Genomic DNA, 19,734 nt, shown 5'->3' on the forward strand with positions numbered 1-19,734 from the left:
AGAGTTGACCCTGCTGGGTTGGTCCTGTTGGGTTGATTTGGCAAACGGTAGCTTGATGGTAACGTCACATTTTAGTGGCGAATAGACTTAGCGGCGTAAAGCCGCTCAACCGCAAGGTACGGCATGGCTAAGGCACCTATCCAGGTTGTTTGGTTCAAACGCGATTTACGTATTCATGATCATGCGCCGCTTGCCAACGCCGCCATGGCAGGCCCAGTACTGCCCGTCTTTGCGATTGAACCCGGCCAGTGGCAAGCGCCAGATAGTGCCCTGCGCCACTGGCAGTTTGCCGCGGACTCACTGATAGACCTTTCAAACGCATTGGAAACACTGGGCCTGCCGCTGTGTCTTTGGCAAGGCGATATTATCGATTTGCTGAACGCCCTGAAAACCCATTACGGCGAGTTTGCTCTTCACTCCCATGAAGAGACCGGCAACGCCTGGAGCTTTGCCCGCGATAAAAGCGTCAAGGCATGGTGCCAACAGCAAGACGCGCCATGGCATGAAGCACGCCAGCACGGCGTAATACGCGGCCTGAAATCCCGGGTGGCAGAGCGCGATGCATGGGAAAAGCAGTGGGAAGCGTTAATGACGGCGCCCACCGCCACTGCCCCGCAAAACACCCAGGCGGCTGAGGGTTGGCAAGCCTTTCATCACATTGACGTTGAACACCTTCATAACCTGACGCTAGGGTTTGATACCACGCCCTGCCCCGAGCGGCAGCCAGGTGGCCGCAGCGAAGGCCGCGCAGTGTGGCGCAGCTTTGTAAGCCAGCGCGGGCGGCGCTATCGCGGCTCGCTGTCTAAACCTTTGCTTGCCTGGGAATTTGGCTCGCGGCTTTCGCCCCATTTGGCTTGGGGCACGCTCTCCATGCGCGAAGTGGTGCAGTCGCTGCGCCGCCAACGAAAAAAGCATGCTGAAGACACCGCTTGGTCGCGCTCGCTGCGCGCCTTCGCCTCCCGGCTTCACTGGCACTGCCACTTTATTCAAAAGCTCGAAAGCGAGCCAAGCATTGAGTCACAAACCCTCCACCCCGCGTTGCGCGGCCTGCGCGAACGCGACCCCAACCACCCCAACCTGATCGCCTGGAAGCGCGGGCAAACCGGCGTGCCGCTGGTGGATGCCTGCATGCGCAGCCTGATCGCCACCGGCTGGATCAACTTTCGCATGCGCGCTATGTTGATCTCCCACGCCACCTTTGGCCTTGGGCTGCACTGGTACGAACCAGCATTGCACTTAGCGCGGCTGTTTACTGATTTTGAGCCCGGCATTCACTACCCCCAAGTGCAGATGCAGGCAGGCGCAACGGGCACCAATGCACTACGGGTGTATAACCCCATCAAACAGGCGGAGGATAACGACCCCAGCGGCGAGTTTATCGCCCGCTGGGTGCCGGAGTTAACGGTTCTGCCGTTAGAGTGGCGCGCCAAACCCTGGTCGCTGCCGGAAAGCCTGGGCCAACGATTCGGTTTTCAGCCTGGCGAATACTATCCACTGCCCAACGACTTTGAGTGTGAGGCGCGCTACTGGAAGAAGATGCTGTATGAATTGCGCCGCACGCCAGAGGCCAGAGAAGCCAGTCAAGCGATTGTGGATAAGCTCGCCAGCCAGCGTCGGCCTCTCAAACGCACTCGACACAAAAAACCCGCCCATCGGCAGCAGCTATCGCTTTTTGACGAGGGCGGGCTGGAGGATATGTAGCGGTTACGATTGGTTATGGCTTACTAGCTTATCCCCAGAAGTCATGGCTGTATCAAGAAAAATCATGGTGTAAGCAGAACGGTTTTACTGACCAGCTCACCGGGAGAGAGTTATTAATAATTAATAGTTCTCACTGACTTATCCGGCTTCAGCCGTTATTATCATTGCACAAGCGAGGCGTCTAAGGCTTGTTTGAATGTTGACGCATTATTCCTCATGACGTGGTCAATCCTTTCGAATGTATCCTTCAAGGCCACTCGATATGCACGCTTGGTCGGAATGCCCGTTCCCGAGATCACCGCAGTCAGTAATGACGATGAAACATCCACAAGGTTACGTTCACTCTGGAGCTTGATATAACTGTGAATGACAACTTCCAGCAGATAAGTTTTGAATGATGCAGAAAGTTTTTCACTTGGAATGATGCCTTTTAGCATCGAGCCAAGTACCTTGGTGGCTTCCTTAGAAATGTATTGCGGATCAAAGCCATCATCGTTACGAGTAACCTCGGGAATCTCAGAGTCATTAATCCGCGCGCACTGTTCAGCCCAATCTGTGGCAATGCTGACCAAGCGGTAGAGAAGATAGTGAAAAGGCGTCGGCCACTCTTGAAAGCCTTCCTCGTCCGGCGGCATAGACATTTGTTTGAGGATTTTTTTCGCGAAGTGCTCAAAATAGTGCAACCACATGTGATCCTGCAGGCCCTGATGGATGCCCTCGTGAATCATGATTTCGAAGAGTGTAATTCCCGAATTGATTGGGCAGCGGAACCTACCCACTTCATAGTAGGAACCCAACGGTTTGTTGAGTTTCTCAATCAGTTTACTATCTTCATCTAGACGCCTGCATACCGCCTCACCAATGGCCTTATCTAGACCATTCTTCAGTGCCTCCTCTGCATCGGCAAAGAAAAAGCAAAGCAACCTGTTATTTTCCGGAAGGTACAACCGACTCCCACCATTCAGGTTTTGGTTATTTTTCAGCTCCACGTAGAGGCGACTTCCAGGAGCATCGAGCAGTGCATCCATGTAGTGGTCAATGAAGTCGGAGCGTATCGCTTCATCGGCTTCAAGGAGCTTAAGGCAAAAATGTGGGTGTGCCACCGCTAGATGTATAGTCAGCTCTGGTGAGGTGACTAGATTCAAGAGAGTCTCGTGGGCTTGCGTGTCTGCGCCATCACGGGCCAAGCTCCACGACTTCAACTGTTGAAGCAATGAACTCAAGCGCTTTCGCCATCCCGATGATGCTGTGGGCCTATCACCGAGCAAGGGCTGTTTCTTAGTCAAGGAAATCAGTTTCGGCAGTTGAGGCTCAACTAGCAGCACCAACTCGTCGTAGCGCTTGGTGAGATGTAAGTTTTCAATCAACTCACGAAATATGTGGACTCTTTCTCGGGCAAGAGTAGGAAATCTTGTACGCCAAAAAAAGTAGCAGGCAGCAGAAAGAAGCAGCAGATAAACCGCACTCGAACTATCGAGTCCCCATTTCCAAGCCCCCAGGCTGTAGTACAGCCCAAGCTCATCCAAGGCAGGCGCAAAAACTAAATAGTGAATGAGGAGGAAAATCACGCCGCCGACAAACCAATCTCTCCAAGTCATGCAGAAGCGAAGTCGAAGCCTATTAGTAGGTGAGATCAGCGCCCACACTGCGGCTATAACGCCCAATATGGTGAGCAAGCTGGTAGTGTCAATTTGGGTAGGAGTGGTCATAGGTGTTCTATTTTTATATCCATACTTTGACTCATAAGGTCACATGCGTCAGGCGCGAATTTTTTAGGCACAGCTCGTATTCAATTAAATTTAAGACATGACCACTGCAAAACCGAGCTAAAAAAAGGCCAAACCACTCGATCTTCGTGATGATACGTCAGATCGTCGCTGCGGTGCAGCTTGTGACAGTCAGCGATTGAGCCTGTCCAACGATCAGTTGCCGAGCAGGCCCTGCCGCTGGCTTGAGTAGCTTTCCGTCTCTAGTTCGTTACTGGAGCATGAACAACCTGCGACCAACCGGAGTAATCTTGCACAGGAATCCGGGACAAGTGTCAGAAAACACCAACATATGCTGAACTCGCCTAAGCTACTAATCAAAATACTTTCTCTGGATGTGGCGCAGTTCAGAGAAGTGAAACGCTGAAGTCACACTGAAACCAAAAACCCGCCCATCGCCAGCAGCTTTCGCTGTTTGACGACGGCGGGTTAGGTAATGCTTAGAAAGGTATTAGCTCAACGCTCCCAGCGACTGTTCGATTATGCTCAAGCCCTATTCCAACACCGAAGACGGCACCGTCAGCGGTACCAGAATGCGGATGCTGTGGCCGTAGAAGCCGCTGGAGAGAGCATCAGGCCTTTCTCGCGGGCTTTGGCACAGAGCGCACCGGTGACCGCTGCTCAGGTTTCCCTTCGCTATCAAGCAATTCAAACCCCGCCATGGCGCCTAGCTGGCGGCCGTGGGCCACGGCGAAGAAGCGTTCCTCCCGAACCACCAAACGCTCTGCCAGCATCTTATCCATCCGCTTGGCATGCACGATCTTACAATACATCTATCAACTGCTTCACATAGGCTGTCTACAGAGCGGCTTTTTTCTTGCTGCTCTACAGCGCACTCATCGTCAGTGTACAAATCAAATAACTACATATCTGGAGAAAGCAGATCATGAAACGATCAATTAAGCCAGGATTTGGCGGTACTGTTGGTGGCACCGTTGGAGGAACGGTTGGCGGGACAGTAGGTGGCACAGTTGGAGGAACAGTCGGTGGCACGGTTGGCGGAACCATTGGTGGCAACCCCGCAGCAGGTGATCAAGTGACTTTTAAAACAAAACTTACTAAATAAAAAACCATTTGAAGGATGGGCCAAGCCTGTCCTTCATCTTAATTCCCATATAAGGAGCTTCAACTGATGGAGCAACCAACGTCGTGGGTAAATTACACCCTCTCTAAAGAGCTAATCCACAGCCAAGTTAACGAACATACTGCTGTGTACCACCGTCTACTTGGTGGCTTGTCTCTTCTAGACGAAGCTTCAATGGGCATACTTATGTCCTTTCAATCGGGCAGATCCATCCCAAAATCATTGCTGACAAAAGAATCGAATGACCGGACTGAAGAGTTAATTCAGCAATTAGCATTGCGAAAATTGATCGTGCCTTCTAGTGAAGTTACTCAAACATCCTTAGAGGGTAGCCAAGAAAAGAAAACAGACTTGGTAACCGTCATTCAATTGGTTATGGCGAATGCATGTAATTTTGGCTGCACGTACTGCTTTGAAGGAGTGCAGGGGCAAGAACTATCTGTCGAAGACACGATGAACTCTCTGGATGAATCTAGAATAATTGCCAGGGAAAGCATCAAGATTGATATTAATGATTCTATGTATGCATCTGAAGAGCGTTTTGCGCATCAGTTTGATCCAAAGAATCGACATATGAAGGCTAAATCAGGCATTTCCTATGTTGAAGATGCACTACAAATAGTAAAGGCATCCGGTTCATTAAATGCAATGATTCAGTTTTTTGGTGGCGAACCGCTATTGAACTGGAAGACTATAAATGAAGTTCTCAAACGATTTGGTCACGAATACGATGGCATTGCTCTTCAATACTCTACCGTGACCAATGGGTCTTTAATTACTGATGAAGTCGCAAAAACTTTTTCAGAATATAACGTAGCAGTTTGTGTCAGCGTTGACTCTCCTAACAGCCCGAATAGACCTTTAAAAAATGGAGAGCCTAGCATGCCTACAGTAATGGAAGGGCTGCTAATGTTACAAAAGTACAACAATAGAGTAGCGCTAAATTCAGCGCTAACATCATCTACTTGGGATGACTTTGATTATTCAATTGTAGATCTAGCTGTCGAGGTTGGCGCTACTGAAATCGGCGTTGTAGTCGATTTCGACCCGACTTTCTACACAAAATACGGTACCGAAAGGATCGTTGAGCGCCTATGGAGCGTCATAGAGTACGGTCGAACACAAGGTATTATTCTGACTGGCTATTGGCATCAAATTTTCCAAGTAATGCTTGGGTTCGATGCGGTGTCATACCGTGGCTTCAAAAATTGCTCTGCCAAAGGCGCCCAATTAAGCATTGAGCCAAATGGTTCAGTTTTTTCCTGCAAGGCTGGCTCAACGATCTTAGGTAACATCAGCGAACGCACCGACTTGCTAACTTCACAAAATTATCAAAACCATAATGACCTCCGACGAAACAACCCATCGTTCTGTAATGGATGCGAAATTGAAGGATTCTGTGCTGGTTTGTGCTTAGGCAGCTTAGAAAAGAAATTTGACTCTATAGATGCTGTCGAGCCAGCTACTTGCGACTTTTATCGTGAAATCACCAAAAAACATATACAAAGCCTTCAGCCGTACGAACTGGCTACTTTTGAGCTGTAAAACATACGTAATAAGGAACTAGAAAATGGAAGCAAAAAATATTAATCCAGCCGTACAAATTGAAAACGATTTTGAATCCCATGGTTTTGCAGTCATAAATACTCCTATCCTTTCAAAGGAGATCATTGATTCATTCAACAATATGCCTCGTGATCAGCACAGCTTGAGTCGCAGACGCCACATTCGGCTTTCACAATATTTCATCTATTGGGAGGAAGGATCCTGGGTACTTGCTCTATTGCCACAAAGAAAGTATGTGCAATCTGCCAAACATATACGCTTAGCTGAAGCGGGAGGTGTAAAACGACATAGAGATCAGCTTGAAATTGACCCTACTCCCATAGTCGCAAAGATTATGGACTCCTTGACTCTGGCCAAGTCTGGTCAATATCAAGCTAATGTTAATCAAATTCGCGTAGTATGTGATCATGAATTTAAAGGTGTAACTGTTCCTGAAGGGCCCCACAGAGACGGCCATGAATTCAGCGTCATTGCTGTAGTAAAACGACATAATGTATCCGGCGGAGTCACTCAGGTCATTGACCCAAAATCAAACAAAATTGTATTAGAAACAACTTTACAAGAAAACCAAGCAATCTTAATAGATGATGAAAGATATATTCATTATGCAACAGATATCACCCCGCAGACTGACCATACAGGTTATAGAGACATTTGGGTCGTTGAAATAAACAAATGGGAAAACCGAAGCTATGGCCCAACACACGAAAAAAAGGCCAGTCAGTGTCTCTAAAAAGAGCAATGCAAAAATGAGTGAATACTTCAACGTTGCAAAGCCCGACCCCACTTCTAATGAAGCAGAGAAACGAGGACTAACAGCTAATATAACAACAGCTATCTTTGCAATCGCACCAGTTAGCATGCTATTCGGCTTTACTGCTTATAAAGCAGACTGGAGCATTTTAGAAATCTTCCTTGTAAGCCTACTAGGCTTTTCTGGTAGTGGGCAATTCGCTGCACTACCTCTTTCTAGCTCTGGCGCCACCTTTTTAACTATTCTCTTCGTTTCCGTCATGATTAATAGTAGGTACTTTGCTATCTCGCTTTCGTGCTCAAAAAAGCTACCACCCAACAAGCTGCTTAAGGTTTTTTCGTCGCATACACTCGGCGATGAAGCTTATGCAATTGAGCAAGGCCATAACCAAAGAGCTATGCTAATAATTCGCTTCACCATTTTCGGGTGCTGGATACTATTCGGGGTAACAGGCGGTATTGTAGCAGAGCTTTACCCCAACCTTTTACCTGATGGGATTAATGCCAGCATCCCTGCAAGCTTAGTGCTTCTTTTTCTTGCCATCTCGTATCTTAAAAATCGACCATATAAAAGCGGTTTGATCACTGTTCCAAAAGCAATACTAGGCTTTATAGTAAGCGGTTTTCTCTACTACACCCTTGGTTCTGTCTACTTTTGGATCCCATCTGTAGTTTTATTATCCACTATCTATTATCTATTAAAGAGCAGGTACTGAGGGCACAATATGATGAATAATCTCTGGGTGATTATGGCTCTTTTATTAACAAGCCTGATGGTAAGAGTTCTGCCCTCTTTGATCATTATCAACTTTGGAGAAAAGACTCAGAATCTGATCGATGAAGTACTACCTAGCTCTATTTTCATTTGCTTCATTACTTATATTGTGATGCCAGAAATAACTAACGGGCTATCTCTATCCCTTTTGGCTTTTATTTCAGTAGTCATACTAGCCATCATGTTAAAATTCGGTTTGATTTTTACCACACTCATCGCTACTACTTTATATTACGTATTGAGCTGAAAAGCTTGTAACATGAAAGTCTTTCAAAGAGAGAGTATATTGATTGCCAAAACGGCCAATCCGCTTTGCTTATCCACATATTCCGTTGCATGATTGCCCTGTCTTCAGCCAACAGCAGACAACTTACCGCCTATGCTAAATTCTTTTTTCAATACGCAGATAGAAAGATTCGAAGCCTTTTTCTCTGGCGTTGCTTTCGAACCTCACCGGCACGATACGTATGCTGTTGGCAGAACGCTGGCAGGGGTGCATTGTTTCAATTACCGAGGTGAAAAAAGGACTAGCTTGCCGGGCAATACCATTGTGATTCATCCAGATGAACTCCACGACGGTGAGGCGGGTACGAACGAAGGCTTCCACTACCGCATCATGTATATTGAACCACGCGTGCTTCAAACTGTGCTTGGTGGTCGCCCTTTACCCTATATAAAGGATGGCATTAGCACAGACTCTCGACTTTATGCCGCCACAGAATTCCTTATGAATGATTTAGATACGGCTCATGAGCAACTTGAAGAGGAAGACATCCTTTTTGAGCTAGCCAACGTTCTTGCTGCTGTGGCAGGACATAAAAGAGGAAGGGTGGCATATGACTATAGCGCTGCAGAAAAGGCTAGAGAATATATCCACTATTCGTTGGATTCTCAGATTACACTGGATGACTTAGCATTCGTAAGCGGCCGCGAAAAATGGAGTTTATCAAGAGACTTCAGGGCACTATACGGAACAAGCCCATACCGCTATCTAACTATGCGGCGCCTTGCGTGCGTAAAACACTATTTGACCCAGGGCTATTCGTTGTCGTACGCCTCGATGTTAGCTGGTTTCAATGACCAGAGTCACATGACAAACCACTTTAAGAAAGCCTTCGGTCTTACCCCCACTCAGTGGTTGTCTAGGTTTATGAAAGACTATAGGGTCAAAGGCTAAGCACACGGCAACTCAAAAACATTCAAGCTTCCTCTATGAAGCACAAAACCCGCCCTCGCCAACAGCTTTTGCTGTCTGACGAGGGCGGGCTTAGTGTTGCTTAGACGATATTAGCTAAGCGCTTCCAAGGACTGTTCGATAATGCTCAAGCCTTCTTCCAACACCGCAGAAGAAACCGTCAGCGGCACCAGAATTCGGATGCTGTTACCGTAGAACCCGCAGGAGAGCAGGATCAGGCCTTTCTCGCGGGCTTTGGCACATAGCGCGCCGGTCATCTGAGTATCTGGCTTGCCGTCGCTATCAAGCAATTCAAACGCTGCCATGGCGCCTAGCTGACGGCCGTGGGCCACGGCGGGGAAACGCTCTTCCCATACCGCGAAACGCTCGGCGAGCATTTTGCCCATCTGCTCGCTGCGCTCAAGAATATTCTCTTCTTCGATCACCTCAATCACCGCCAGCGCCGCTGCGCAGGAGAGCGGGTTGCCGCTGTAGGTGCCGCCTAGGGAGTTGGGGCCGGAGGCGTCCATTACCTTGGCACTGCCCACAACCGCAGAGAGCGGCATGCCGTTGGCCAGGCTTTTGGCGGTGGTGAGGATATCCGCTTCGATACCGCTGTGTTCGAGGGCAAACAGCTTGCCGGTGCGGGCAAAGCCGGACTGCACTTCATCAGCGATCAGCAGAATGCCGTGCTCGTCGCACAGGGCGCGCAGCGCTTTCAGGTAGTCCGGCGAGGCGATGTAGAAACCGCCTTCGCCCTGTACCGGCTCAATCACGATGGCTGCCGTGCGGTGCGGGGCGATATCGGTTTTGAACAGCGTGCGAATGGCTTCAAGGGACGCCTCTTCGCTGATGCCGTGCAGCGGGTTGGGGAACGGTGCGCGGAACACGTCGCCCGGCATCGGGCCGAAGTCGTTCTTGTAGGGCAGCACCTTGCCGGTCATGGCCAGAGTCATCATGGTGCGGCCGTGGAAGGCGCCGTCGAAGGTGATAATGCCGGTGCGGCCAGTGGCGGCGCGGGCAATCTTCACGGCGTTTTCCAGCGCTTCGGCACCGGTATTGACCAGCATCGCCTTACGCTCGGGGCCGCGCACCGGGCTCAATTCACACAGCTTTTGACACAGCTGCACGTAGGGCGCGTAGGAGATTACCGCGGCGCTGGTGTGCATAACTTTCTTAAGCTGCGCTTCAACCGCGGCGACAATTTTCGGGTGGCGGTGGCCCAGGTTCAATACGCCAATCCCACCGGCGAAATCGATCCAACGGTTGCCGTCGGCGTCCCACAGCTCGGCGTTTTCAGCGCGCTCGGCAAACTGGGTGGTTGTCGTGGCGGCACCGTTGGCCACGTAGCGGTTTTTCAGGTCATTCAATTCTTGGTTAGTCATCATCGTTCTCTTTATAAGCCGCCAACGCAGACGTATTTCAGTTCGGTAAATTCATCGAGACCGTGATGGGAACCTTCACGCCCCAACCCGGACTCTTTTACGCCGCCAAACGGCGCCAGCTCGGTGGAGATCAACCCTTCATTTACGCCGACCATGCCGTACTCCAACTGTTCCATGGTGTGCCAGATGCGGCGGTAGTCAGTGGAGTAGAAGTAGGCCGCCAGACCAAACGGCGTATCGTTGGCCATGGCGATAGCTTCTTCATCGCGCTGGAAGCGGAACACCGGCGCGACCGGGCCAAAGGTCTCTTCATCGGCCACCGCCATTTTCGTGGTGACGTCCGCCAGTACCGTGGGAGTGAAGAAGCGCTCGCCCGCTGCATGGGGTTTGCCACCGCAGAGCAGCCGCGCGCCTTGGTTCAACGCGTCATCGACATGGCGCTGAACCTTGTCCACCGCCGCTTGATTGATCAGCGGGCCGATGATGCTGCCTTCCGCCAGGCCGTCACCTACGTTTAGCGCGCTCACTCGCTCGGTCAGCTTGCTAACGAACGCGTCGTAAATGCCGTCCTGGACCAGAAAGCGGTTGGTGCATACGCAGGTTTGTCCGGCGTTGCGGAATTTGGAGGCAATCGCGCCATTAACTGCGGCATCCACATCGGCGTCGTCAAAGACGATAAAGGGTGCGTTGCCGCCCAGTTCCATGGCGGTTTTCTTCACCGTGCTGGCGCACTGGGCCAGCAGGTGTTTGCCCACCGGCGTTGAGCCGGTAAACGACACTTTGCGCACCCGTGGATCGGTGGTGAGCACTTCACCCACGGCCGCGGGTTTTGAAGCGGTAATCACGTTGATGGTGCCCGCAGGCAGGCCTGCCTCCAGTGCAAGGTAAGCGGCCGCCAGCGCGGTGAGCGGCGTCGCTTCAGCGGGCTTGATCACCACGGTGCAGCCCGCGGCCAGGGCCGGGGCGCACTTACGGGTAATCATCGCAAGAGGGAAGTTCCAGGGGGTAATTGCCGCCACCACACCCACCGGCTCGCGCAGCACTAGCAGGCGCTTGTCGGCACCGTGGCTGGGCAGGGTTTCACCCGCCATACGTTTGGCTTCTTCAGCGAAGAACTCGATAAACGAGGCGCCGTAGATCACTTCACCCTTGGCTTCCGCCAGCGGCTTGCCCTGTTCCAAGGTCATCAGGCGGGCCAGGTCATCGGCGTGCTCAATGATCAGTTCAAACCAATGGCGCAGCAGCGCTGAGCGCTGCTTCACCGGCGTAGCGCGCCAAGCGGCACCAGCGTTATAAGCGGCGGCCACCGCATCACGGGCATCATCCCCGTCCATATCGGCTACGCGGGCAATCGTTTCGCCGGTGGCGGGATTATCGACCGCAAATGTCTGTTTCCCTGCGCGCCACTCATCGCCAATCAGGCCCGCGACGCCATCGTGCAACCACTGTTCAATAAAGCTCATACATTGCTCCTGGGTAACGTGTTAAGAGGCTTACAGATCCACTTTCATATGACGGTCGCTGTACTCGCGACCATAGGTGCGCAACGCATGCAGATACAGCACGATGCCCAGCGCCGCCCACCCGGCAAAAATAGTCCACTCCGCAACGCTCAGCGCCGCCGGGCTACCGGGCAGGTAGAGGCACGCCATACCGAAAGAGAGGATGATCGCGAGGATGCCGCACAGCTTGCCGTTATTCACTTTGAATGGGCGGGGCATATCCGGCTCACGCACCCGCAGCACGACAAAGGAGATGGCGACAAACAGGTAGGCCAACACGATGCCTAAGCCCCCCGCATTAACGATCCATACCAGCGCCGGGCGGCCAAAGAAGGGTGCCAAGCAGGAGAGAAAGCCCATCATAAAGATGGCATTGGTCGGGGTTCTGTAGCGAGGGTGCAGCTTGGCGAACGGCGCAGGCAGCATGCCTGCTTTGGCCAGGGCATAGATTGCCCGGGAGCCGCCAATATAGAAGGCGTTCCAGCTAGTAATAATCCCCGCAATACCCGCCATGACCATTAAGTTGCTGGCCCACTCGGCATTAAACAGGCTGCCCATGGCGTCCGGCACGCTAAGCGAGCTTGCCGCCAGCTCATCGCTGTTCAACGCCAGGCTGGTGGCCAGAATGATCAGCGCGTACCACACCACCGCCAGGATCACCGACATCATCAGTACCTTGCCGATGGCTTTGTAGGGCAGGTTGATCTCTTCCGCCGCCTGGGGAATAACGTCAAAGCCCACAAACAGGAACGGCACCATCACCAGCACCGCCACTATGCCTGCGAACACGCCGCTATCGGCTTGAGTGAACAGCGGCATCATATTGATGGTTTCGCCTTCAAACAGCGAACCGGTGACAAACATCACCCCCACCAGCAGAATTAACCCGGTAACCACTTTTTGCAGCAACGCCGCGGTGGTCACGCCGAAGTAGTTGATGATCATCATGACCAGCGAACCGCCGACGCCTACCGCGACCCAGGTGGCTTTCACTTCCCAACCGGCAATCGTCCAGAGGTGGCCAACGGCGTAGTTGGGTGCCAGGTGTTCGATCACCGTGGGCAGGGCGACGGCTTCAAAGGCCACTACGCTTAAGTAGCCCAAAATAATCGCCCAAGTGCACAAAAAAGAGGGCAAATGACCTAAAGCGCGGTAGCTGTAAACATGCTCGCCACCCACTTTGGGCATCGCAGCGGCAAGCTCTGCATAGGTGAGCCCGACCAAGACAATCGCTAAGCCGCCGATAATAAAGGCTATAATGGCGCCCAGGCTGCCAGCGGATTGAATCGCGGTACCGGTAAGCACAATCCAGCCCCAGCCGATCATCGCGCCGAAGGCCAGCGCTAATACATCGCCACGGGCCAATACACGGACGAGCCCTTCCTGTTCTGATGAGGGTGTGGTCATTTGAAATGTCCTGCGAGTTATTGGATGTTGTCGTAGGCGCTCAGGGGCGCAGTATTCTGATCCTGTTTTAGCCGTCTCGCTTTAAGCAGGCGCGTTTTAAACGGTGTTGCTAAACACAGGATAGCCACAAGCTAGCAGGCGAGAGAGAAAACACGAATGCACCACTTTTGTGTTTAACTAGACCACTTTTTATACGCACCGAAAGGGTGCATTATTTTTATACGGCTTTCGTCTAAGAGCCCGCGGTTAGCGGGTTAAGCGGTATTAAGGGGAGTCCAAATGGAACGCAAGGAGGTGGTGCACCAACTTGTACAACTTTATGCACTCCAACCGGAGCGGTTGAGTAAGCAGGTGCGTATAGAGCAAGCATTGCGTCAAGCCATTACCCAGCAGTGGCCTTCCGGATTGCGGCTGCCCTCTCACCGACAGTTGGCGGATGCCTTGGGCGTTGCCCGTCAAACCCTGGCACTGGCAATTCATACGCTACTCGAAGAGGCACTGCTTAAAACCGCCCACGGCCAAGGCACCTGGACGAGCCGCCCCGTGACGCCAAACTCTCCCCTGCGTGGCAATGCGCAGCTCTCTCAACGTGCCCAGCGGGTACTGGATGGCCCTGGCGCTAGCGCAGTTCAAAGCGGCGCCTTCGTGCCCGGTATTCCTGATATCGCCCAGTTCCCGATGCGTAAGTGGCGCCAGCTCTACTCAAGCGTAACGGTGCCGCAAAACGCACTGCTGCTCTCATACTCCACCGGCGGCTACGGGCCGTTAAAGCGCGCGATACGCGATTTTTTGGCGCGCTGGCGCAATATTAGCTGCGACACGGAGCAGATCATCATCACCGACGGTACCCATAACGGCATTGAGCTATGCGCCGTGGCGCTGGCTGATGTTGGCGATACCGTGGCTATGGAGTCGCCCTGCTACTGGGGGGCGCGCAATGTCTTTACCGCCGCTGGTTTGGAAATCGAACCGGTGGCGTGGCTGCCAGGACAGGGGCACCGCCTTCCTCCGGTTTCTACCTCGGTGCAATTGGCCTACCTGACCGGCTCGCACCACTACCCGCTCAGCGTGCCTACCCGCGCGGCGGATAAACAGCGCTTATGCGATGCCTTAGCGCCCGCATATATTGTCGAAGATGATTACGAGTTTAACCGCGACGACCATTCTAACCTGCTCTTCTATCCGCACTCGGAGCGCCACTTGCTGGTGGGCTCTTTTTCCAAGATGATGTTTCCAGGCCTGCGCTTAGGCTACTTAGTCGTGCCGCGCCATTTAGCGGGGCCAATGAACCGCCTGCGCAGCGAACTCTTCCGCGAAGGACGCATGCTGGATCAGGCAGTGCTGGCGCAGTTTATTTTTGATGGCGATCTGGACGCCTGGTGTCGACGCATTCAGCGCGACTACCTGGGGCGCCAACAGGTGCTACATGATCAGCTTCGCTCATTACCGCTAGTGCGCAGCGTTTCGCCGCCGAGCAGTGCTATTAGCCTATGCGTTGGGTTTGAGCCCCAGGTAAACGATGTACAGATTGCTCAAACGCTATTAAAAGAGCACTTAATTGTGCGTCCGTTGAGTCCGGTATGCGCTAAGGGCGACTCACGGTCTGGTCTTGTAATGGGGGTGGGTATGCTCTCGGGTGAAACCTTAGTGCGCGAAGCACAACGGCTGCGCCGCTGCTTAGAGGCCCTGTTACGCTAGGGCTATTGATAAAATACAGTTACCCAATGCTTACCCACAGGCTCCCAATGACTTATCCACAAGAGACTATTCACAAGGACTTACTATGCGTCACCCGGTTGATGGTATCACTGAGCACTTTAGCGCTGATTTCTCGTCTTGCTTCCCTGCGGCTTTCACTAAGCTGCGCCTATGGGTAACGCTGAGCCTTTTAACGCTGCTTTCCGGCTGCGCCATTTTTGCGCCGAACCCGCCCCAGGATCAAAGCAATATCTGCGAGATCTTCCGCGAGCAGTCTAGTTGGTACGATTACGCCCGGGAGTCGCAGGAAAAGTGGGGCACACCGATCGCCACCCAGATGGCGTTTATTCAACAGGAGTCATCGTTTCGCAGTCATATCCGTCCTGATCGCAAGTACTATCTAGGCTTTATCCCCGGCCCCCGCCCCTCTTCTGCTAAAGGCTACGCCCAGGCCCAAGACCCGGTTTGGGAAGAGTATGAGGATCAAGCGGGCAGCCTGTTTGCCCGGCGTACCCATATGAAGCACGCCACGGATTTTATTGGTTGGTACAACCGCCGCTCCCAGCAGCAGGCGGGCATATCGCTAACCAATCCTGAGCATCTCTACTACGCCTATCATGAAGGCGCGGGCGGCTACCAACGTGGCACTTATCGCGGTAAGTCCCACGTATTAAGCGCAGGGAGACAAGTAGCCGCTCGCGCTAATCGCTACCAAGCCCAGCTCAACAGCTGCGAAGCGGAGTTTCAGTGCCGCAAGTTTTATCAGGTCTGGCCGTTTTGCCGTCGTTAAGAAAGAGTAAAAAAGAGCAAGGAAGAACAGTATGAGTCTATGGATAGGCATTGCTTTTGTGAGCGTGGTGTTTTTCACCTCGATGCTGTCGGGTGTGTTTGGCATGGCGGGCGGTTTGGTACTGCTGTGGTTTCTGCTGCTGATCTTTCCCGCAGGCACGGCCATGGCGGTGCACGGCGTTATCCAACTCACCGCGAATGGATCACGAGCGTGGCTATCGCGGCGCTTTATTGTCTGGCGTATTGTCGCCTTTATGACGCTTGGCGTACTGAGTGCCGCGGGCTTACTGCTGCTGTTTAACTACAGCCCTAATGCCGCCAGCGTATCGCTGTTGATTGGCCTAATGCCGATTCTGGTGTGGATACCCAAGCGCTGGTTTCATCTGGATGCCAACCGCGCCAGCCACGCGCTGTGCTGCGGCATCGCCTCTGGTGGTTTGACGATAGCGGCAGGGGTTTCCGGGCCGCTAATCGATATTTTCTTTGTGCGCTCACGCATGGATCGCCGTCAAGTCGTGGCGACCAAGGCAATGATTCAGGTAGTGGCTCACAGCATTAAAATCATCTTCTACCTGGGTGCCGCCATGGCGCTTAGTACCGGCGAATGGGGCATTGTGCTGCTAGCGGCGCCGTTTGCGATCTTGGGCACCCACACCGGCAACCGCATTTTACACCGCCTCACCGATGCCAACTTCCGCACCTGGACACGTTGGATCGTCACCGGTATTGGGGTTTTCTATTTTGTGCAAGGGGTATTCCTGCTCACCCGCTAGCGTTGAGGCAGATAAAAGCGAGCTTAAAGCAGGTGCCTATACTGACCTTACCTATTAATGGAGGTCGCTATGGATTACCACCACTACCGCACAGCCCTTGCGGAAACGCTCGCCCAAAGTGAGCTGCCTTTTCCCACTGCCGAATACCAGGTGCGCCTGGATAAGGTGCGCAATGCCATGGCAGAGCATGGATTAGATGCGCTGCTGCTAACCGACCCCGCCGATATCAATTACCTCACCGGCTACCACACTTTTGAAGTCTCGGTGCACGCTTGCCTAGTCTGCACCCAAGCGCGGCTAGTGCTACAAGTCGCCTCGATTGAAACCGGTGCGGCAGTAGTTACCGCTCGGGTCGATGAGATCATCGGTTACCGCTGGGAAAACTTGGATGAAATCATCACGCCACTGGCAGACCTGCTTTCCCCTTGCTCGAAAATTGGTATTGATGGCTGGAGCAGCGGGCTACGCTTTGGCGTCATTGATGCGCTGATGCAGACTATCGGCCGTGAGCGTTTTAGCGAAGCAGGCACAGTGGTCGATGCGATTAGGATCGTAAAAAGCCCCGCCGAGCTTGAAATGCTGCAAGAGAGCGCACGAATCACCGCTCTCGGGTTAGAGACCGCGATACAGAGTATTCGCCCCGGCATGACCGACAACGATATTGCCGCCGTGGGCGCCAAAGCGCTGCTCGAAAACGGCAGCGAGTTTATGAGCCTCCAGCCAATTGTGACCAGTGGGCACCGTATTGGTGTGATTCACGTCAACCATAAGCGGCGTGTCATACAGCCTAACGAACCGGTTTTCCTAGAGTTCGGCGCCGCCTATCAACGCTATACGGCGCCCATGATGCGCACTGCCGTGACGGGCGCTCCAAACCCGGCTCTCTCCTCCACTCGGGATCTGTGCCGCTCACTGTTTGAAGCGCTCTGCGACGCCATGCGTCCGGGCAATACCTTTGATGCCGCGGCCCAGGCGGCTGATGCCCTACTCGCCCCCCAGCGTGACCAGTATTTTTTCTCCGGTGTCTTTGGCTATGCCGTGGGCGCTCAGTTTCCGCCTAGCTGGGTGGAGGGCACCGGCTTTATCGCCAAAGGGCAGGCCCGCACTTTTGAAACCAACATGGTGTTTCACCTGCCACTCTGCCTGCGGGTGCCCGGCCAGTGGGGCGTTGGCATAAGCGACACCGTGGTGGTGACTGAAAATGGAGCAAAACCACTGACCAATAACGACTGGCAGCTGTTTGAGGCGAGCTCATAAGCTACTGCGCCTTATAGCCATAGCATTGACAGGTCGATGGAGTAGCGCTATCGTCAATAAAGATGCAAATGAGAAACACTCTCTTTACTTCAAATAGTAGATGGTCGGGTCTATGCCCACATTATGCCCACAGGAAGCAACCAGCGTGAGGGAGCAGTGGAATGACTAGCGAGCAGCGGCAACTTCGCCAAACGGTCATATTTTTGCGCACTTCTTTTGAAGCGGTGCAGCATTCTATTGCCGGCCGCCTGGAAGACCCGCTGCCCTGCTGGATGGATACCAGCATGCTTTCCATGCTGTCGCGGGAGCTCACTCGCTGCTGCCAACAGTCCAAGCCGCTGTTTGCCCCAGCCGTCACCGAACAGCTCTATATCGCCTCGCAACAGTGCGAGCTGCTACTCAAACAGTGCCCAGGGGTGCTCAGCAGCGCGATCTGCTATCGCCAACTGGGTGCCATTATGTTGCCACTCTCGAGTGCGCTCCAGCAGATCGACACTCCTGCCAAACGGCGCTGGCCTTGGCAACGACGTTAATTCCCTTTTCCACAAACAAGCGTGCGATTAAGGCCTCCAAATCAGTCTAATCGGCGTGTTCCTGCCGTTTGAAAATTCAGCCTTACTTGACCCTGCTATTTATCATGATAAATTCAAGATAAGGCGCCAACGAGCGTCAACGCTGAGACACATCACAAGACAGGGTATCCTCATGGCTGAACAACAAACCGCGGCAGCCTCTGGCTCGCGTAAAAAGTGGTATCAGGCGGTTCCCGACCCCATGGTGCTAATCTTTATTATTCTGGTTGCTACCTATTTTCTGACCTTCATTATCCCCGCTGGTGAGTTTGAACGTGTTACCCAAGATGGCCGAACGGTGGTGGTGCCGGGCTCTTTTGCCTACTTGGAAGACGTTGCCAACATCCCACTCTTCAATATTTTTGTGGCGATTCCTGAAGGGCTTATCTCCGCCTCGCAGTATTTATTTATCGTCTTTATCGCCGGTGGTCTGTTTCATATTCTGCAAAAGACCGGCGCGTTAGAGAACGCGATCGGCGTAGCGGTTAATCGTGTTGGCGTTGAGCGGCGTAACGTGATTATTGTCGTCGGTACCTTTATCTACGGCTTTTTTGGTGTCGCCGTCGGGTTTGAAAACAACATTGCATTAGTCCCCATTGCGGTTCTCATCGCCAGCGCCATTGGCTGCTCCAGTTTGGTGGGTACCACTATGGCCGTTGGTGGTATTGGGATTGGTTTTGCGCTCTCGCCCATCAATCCCTATACCGTGGGGGTTGCTCAAGGGATCGCGGAACTGCCGACCTTCTCTGGCGCTTGGCTACGTACGTTGCTGGTGCTTTCGTCACTTGCACTGCTCTCGCTGTATATCTGCAAACGCGTCGTCAAAATGGAGTTTGAAGAGCCGGATAACGCGGAAGCACTGAGCAAGCCGCTTAGCGAATACTCTCTCACCAAACGCAACATTCTTACGATGGTCGTGTTTGTGGGTGGACTAGTCGCTATGCTCATTGGCGTGTTCACTCGCGGTTGGTATATCAATGAAATTGCAGGCACGTTCCTGCTGCTGGCGATCATCATTGGCGCCTTAAACGGCCTATCGGCGAACGGCATTGTTAAACAGATGATGGAGGGCGCAGCCAGCGTGACCGCAGGCGCGCTGGTGATCGGGGTGGCAGCCTCTATTCAGGTCATCCTTGAGCAAGCAGTGATTATTGACACCATCGTTAACTCGCTGAGCGCTATGATCGACGGCATTCCGTCAATATTTTCCGCGATTATGGCCAGTGTGGTGCAGGGTATTATCAACCTCTTTATCCCTTCCGGTTCTGGTCAGGCACTGGTGACAATGCCCATTCTGATTCCAGTGGCGGATCTTGTGGGTATGAGCCGTCAACTGATGATCACTGCATTCCAAGTCGGTGACGGCTTAACGAACCTGATTGTTCCCACGTCTGGCGGCACACTCGCCATGCTGGCGTTGGGGCGCGTCTCATACGCCCAGTGGTTGAAGGCGATTATGCCCTTTATGGCGTTGGTGTATGTATTAGCCTGGGTAGGGTTGGTGATTGGCCATCTCGTGGGTTACTGAACAA

At 52.7% G+C, this 19,734-nt stretch carries 17 protein-coding genes; 12 read left to right on the forward strand and 5 right to left on the reverse strand.

Annotated elements, in window-relative coordinates; translation table 11 throughout:
- Positions 1-123: 123 nt before the first annotated feature.
- Positions 124-1,701, forward strand: coding sequence for a cryptochrome/deoxyribodipyrimidine photo-lyase family protein (locus tag YERSI8AC_RS20710; RefSeq protein WP_159177445.1), 1,578 nt, complete (start codon positions 124-126; stop codon positions 1,699-1,701).
- A gap of 161 nt (positions 1,702-1,862) precedes the next feature.
- Here YERSI8AC_RS20710 and YERSI8AC_RS20715 read toward each other — a convergent pair whose 3' ends face one another.
- Complete coding sequence (locus YERSI8AC_RS20715; RefSeq protein ID WP_201304247.1) at positions 1,863-3,410, reverse strand: hypothetical protein; 1,548 nt, start codon at positions 3,408-3,410, stop codon at positions 1,863-1,865.
- A gap of 629 nt (positions 3,411-4,039) precedes the next feature.
- A complete protein-coding gene (locus tag YERSI8AC_RS20720; protein ID WP_236557370.1) occupies positions 4,040-4,240 on the reverse strand; it encodes a hypothetical protein in 201 nt (66 codons plus the stop codon).
- A gap of 113 nt (positions 4,241-4,353) precedes the next feature.
- Here YERSI8AC_RS20720 and YERSI8AC_RS20725 point away from each other — a divergent pair, with 113 nt between their 5' ends.
- The 5 genes from YERSI8AC_RS20725 (at position 4,354) to YERSI8AC_RS20745 (ending at position 8,822) form a co-directional block, all read left to right on the forward strand.
- The gene (locus YERSI8AC_RS20725) at positions 4,354-4,533 is read left to right on the forward strand and encodes a hypothetical protein (RefSeq protein WP_159177446.1); all 180 of its coding nucleotides are present in this window, start codon (positions 4,354-4,356) and stop codon (positions 4,531-4,533) included.
- 66 nt (positions 4,534-4,599) lie between these two features.
- Positions 4,600-6,096, forward strand: a complete 1,497-nt coding sequence (locus YERSI8AC_RS20730) for a radical SAM/SPASM domain-containing protein (protein WP_159177447.1) — start codon at positions 4,600-4,602, stop codon at positions 6,094-6,096.
- Between the two features lie 25 nt (positions 6,097-6,121).
- Complete coding sequence (locus tag YERSI8AC_RS20735) at positions 6,122-6,850, forward strand: 2OG-Fe dioxygenase family protein (protein WP_159177448.1); 729 nt, start codon at positions 6,122-6,124, stop codon at positions 6,848-6,850.
- Between the two features lie 16 nt (positions 6,851-6,866).
- Positions 6,867-7,586 carry an AzlC family ABC transporter permease gene (locus YERSI8AC_RS20740; protein ID WP_159180198.1) on the forward strand — a complete coding sequence of 240 codons (720 nt, stop codon included), beginning with the start codon at positions 6,867-6,869 and terminating at the stop codon, positions 7,584-7,586.
- A 438-nt stretch (positions 7,587-8,024) separates the two neighbouring features.
- The gene (locus YERSI8AC_RS20745) at positions 8,025-8,822 is read left to right on the forward strand and encodes a helix-turn-helix domain-containing protein (protein ID WP_159177450.1); all 798 of its coding nucleotides are present in this window, start codon (positions 8,025-8,027) and stop codon (positions 8,820-8,822) included.
- Between the two features lie 110 nt (positions 8,823-8,932).
- Here YERSI8AC_RS20745 and gabT read toward each other — a convergent pair whose 3' ends face one another.
- Genes gabT through YERSI8AC_RS20760 form a run of 3 tightly spaced genes read right to left on the reverse strand, consistent with a single transcriptional unit; the run spans position 8,933 to position 13,113 of the window.
- Positions 8,933-10,204: a 4-aminobutyrate--2-oxoglutarate transaminase gene (gene gabT, locus YERSI8AC_RS20750; RefSeq protein ID WP_159177451.1), complete on the reverse strand. Its 1,272-nt coding sequence runs from the start codon at positions 10,202-10,204 to the stop codon at positions 8,933-8,935.
- A gap of 11 nt (positions 10,205-10,215) precedes the next feature.
- Positions 10,216-11,667: an NAD-dependent succinate-semialdehyde dehydrogenase gene (locus YERSI8AC_RS20755; RefSeq protein WP_159177452.1), complete on the reverse strand. Its 1,452-nt coding sequence runs from the start codon at positions 11,665-11,667 to the stop codon at positions 10,216-10,218.
- A 30-nt stretch (positions 11,668-11,697) separates the two neighbouring features.
- Positions 11,698-13,113: an APC family permease gene (locus tag YERSI8AC_RS20760; protein WP_159177453.1), complete on the reverse strand. Its 1,416-nt coding sequence runs from the start codon at positions 13,111-13,113 to the stop codon at positions 11,698-11,700.
- A gap of 279 nt (positions 13,114-13,392) precedes the next feature.
- Here YERSI8AC_RS20760 and YERSI8AC_RS20765 point away from each other — a divergent pair, with 279 nt between their 5' ends.
- The 6 genes from YERSI8AC_RS20765 to YERSI8AC_RS20790 all read left to right on the forward strand — a co-directional run bounded on the left by YERSI8AC_RS20765 (position 13,393) and on the right by YERSI8AC_RS20790 (position 19,730).
- On the forward strand, positions 13,393-14,811 hold the full coding sequence (locus tag YERSI8AC_RS20765; RefSeq protein ID WP_159177454.1) for an aminotransferase-like domain-containing protein: 1,419 nt from the start codon (positions 13,393-13,395) through the stop codon (positions 14,809-14,811).
- A gap of 85 nt (positions 14,812-14,896) precedes the next feature.
- On the forward strand, positions 14,897-15,601 hold the full coding sequence (locus YERSI8AC_RS20770) for a transglycosylase SLT domain-containing protein (protein ID WP_201304248.1): 705 nt from the start codon (positions 14,897-14,899) through the stop codon (positions 15,599-15,601).
- 31 nt (positions 15,602-15,632) lie between these two features.
- Positions 15,633-16,373: a sulfite exporter TauE/SafE family protein gene (locus tag YERSI8AC_RS20775; RefSeq protein WP_159177455.1), complete on the forward strand. Its 741-nt coding sequence runs from the start codon at positions 15,633-15,635 to the stop codon at positions 16,371-16,373.
- A gap of 69 nt (positions 16,374-16,442) precedes the next feature.
- Positions 16,443-17,630, forward strand: coding sequence for a M24 family metallopeptidase (locus tag YERSI8AC_RS20780; protein WP_201304249.1), 1,188 nt, complete (start codon positions 16,443-16,445; stop codon positions 17,628-17,630).
- 161 nt (positions 17,631-17,791) lie between these two features.
- The gene (locus YERSI8AC_RS20785) at positions 17,792-18,163 is read left to right on the forward strand and encodes a hypothetical protein (RefSeq protein ID WP_027957087.1); all 372 of its coding nucleotides are present in this window, start codon (positions 17,792-17,794) and stop codon (positions 18,161-18,163) included.
- Positions 18,164-18,335: 172 nt separating this feature from the next.
- Positions 18,336-19,730 carry a YfcC family protein gene (locus YERSI8AC_RS20790; RefSeq protein WP_159177457.1) on the forward strand — a complete coding sequence of 465 codons (1,395 nt, stop codon included), beginning with the start codon at positions 18,336-18,338 and terminating at the stop codon, positions 19,728-19,730.
- Positions 19,731-19,734 lie beyond the last annotated feature (4 nt).

The sequence above is a fragment of the Halomonas sp. 113 genome (assembly GCF_904067645.1).
Taxonomy (GTDB): domain Bacteria; phylum Pseudomonadota; class Gammaproteobacteria; order Pseudomonadales; family Halomonadaceae; genus Vreelandella; species Vreelandella titanicae.

Excerpts from the sequence above, each read along its gene's own strand:
- YERSI8AC_RS20735 (WP_159177448.1), top strand. The coding sequence starts at position 6,122 with ATGGAAGCAAAAAATATTAATCCAGCCGTACAAATTGAAAACGATTTT.
- YERSI8AC_RS20710 (WP_159177445.1), top strand. The coding sequence starts at position 124 with ATGGCTAAGGCACCTATCCAGGTTGTTTGGTTCAAACGCGATTTACGT.
- YERSI8AC_RS20785 (WP_027957087.1), top strand. The coding sequence starts at position 17,792 with ATGACTAGCGAGCAGCGGCAACTTCGCCAAACGGTCATATTTTTGCGC.
- YERSI8AC_RS20775 (WP_159177455.1), top strand. The coding sequence starts at position 15,633 with ATGAGTCTATGGATAGGCATTGCTTTTGTGAGCGTGGTGTTTTTCACC.
- gabT (WP_159177451.1), bottom strand. The coding sequence starts at position 10,204 with ATGACTAACCAAGAATTGAATGACCTGAAAAACCGCTACGTGGCCAAC.
- YERSI8AC_RS20730 (WP_159177447.1), top strand. The coding sequence starts at position 4,600 with ATGGAGCAACCAACGTCGTGGGTAAATTACACCCTCTCTAAAGAGCTA.
- YERSI8AC_RS20755 (WP_159177452.1), bottom strand. The coding sequence starts at position 11,667 with ATGAGCTTTATTGAACAGTGGTTGCACGATGGCGTCGCGGGCCTGATT.
- YERSI8AC_RS20725 (WP_159177446.1), top strand. The coding sequence starts at position 4,354 with ATGAAACGATCAATTAAGCCAGGATTTGGCGGTACTGTTGGTGGCACC.
- YERSI8AC_RS20745 (WP_159177450.1), top strand. The coding sequence starts at position 8,025 with ATGCTAAATTCTTTTTTCAATACGCAGATAGAAAGATTCGAAGCCTTT.
- YERSI8AC_RS20765 (WP_159177454.1), top strand. The coding sequence starts at position 13,393 with ATGGAACGCAAGGAGGTGGTGCACCAACTTGTACAACTTTATGCACTC.
- YERSI8AC_RS20760 (WP_159177453.1), bottom strand. The coding sequence starts at position 13,113 with ATGACCACACCCTCATCAGAACAGGAAGGGCTCGTCCGTGTATTGGCC.
- YERSI8AC_RS20720 (WP_236557370.1), bottom strand. The coding sequence starts at position 4,240 with ATGTATTGTAAGATCGTGCATGCCAAGCGGATGGATAAGATGCTGGCA.
- YERSI8AC_RS20715 (WP_201304247.1), bottom strand. The coding sequence starts at position 3,410 with ATGACCACTCCTACCCAAATTGACACTACCAGCTTGCTCACCATATTG.
- YERSI8AC_RS20790 (WP_159177457.1), top strand. The coding sequence starts at position 18,336 with ATGGCTGAACAACAAACCGCGGCAGCCTCTGGCTCGCGTAAAAAGTGG.
- YERSI8AC_RS20780 (WP_201304249.1), top strand. The coding sequence starts at position 16,443 with ATGGATTACCACCACTACCGCACAGCCCTTGCGGAAACGCTCGCCCAA.
- YERSI8AC_RS20740 (WP_159180198.1), top strand. The coding sequence starts at position 6,867 with ATGAGTGAATACTTCAACGTTGCAAAGCCCGACCCCACTTCTAATGAA.
- YERSI8AC_RS20770 (WP_201304248.1), top strand. The coding sequence starts at position 14,897 with ATGCGTCACCCGGTTGATGGTATCACTGAGCACTTTAGCGCTGATTTC.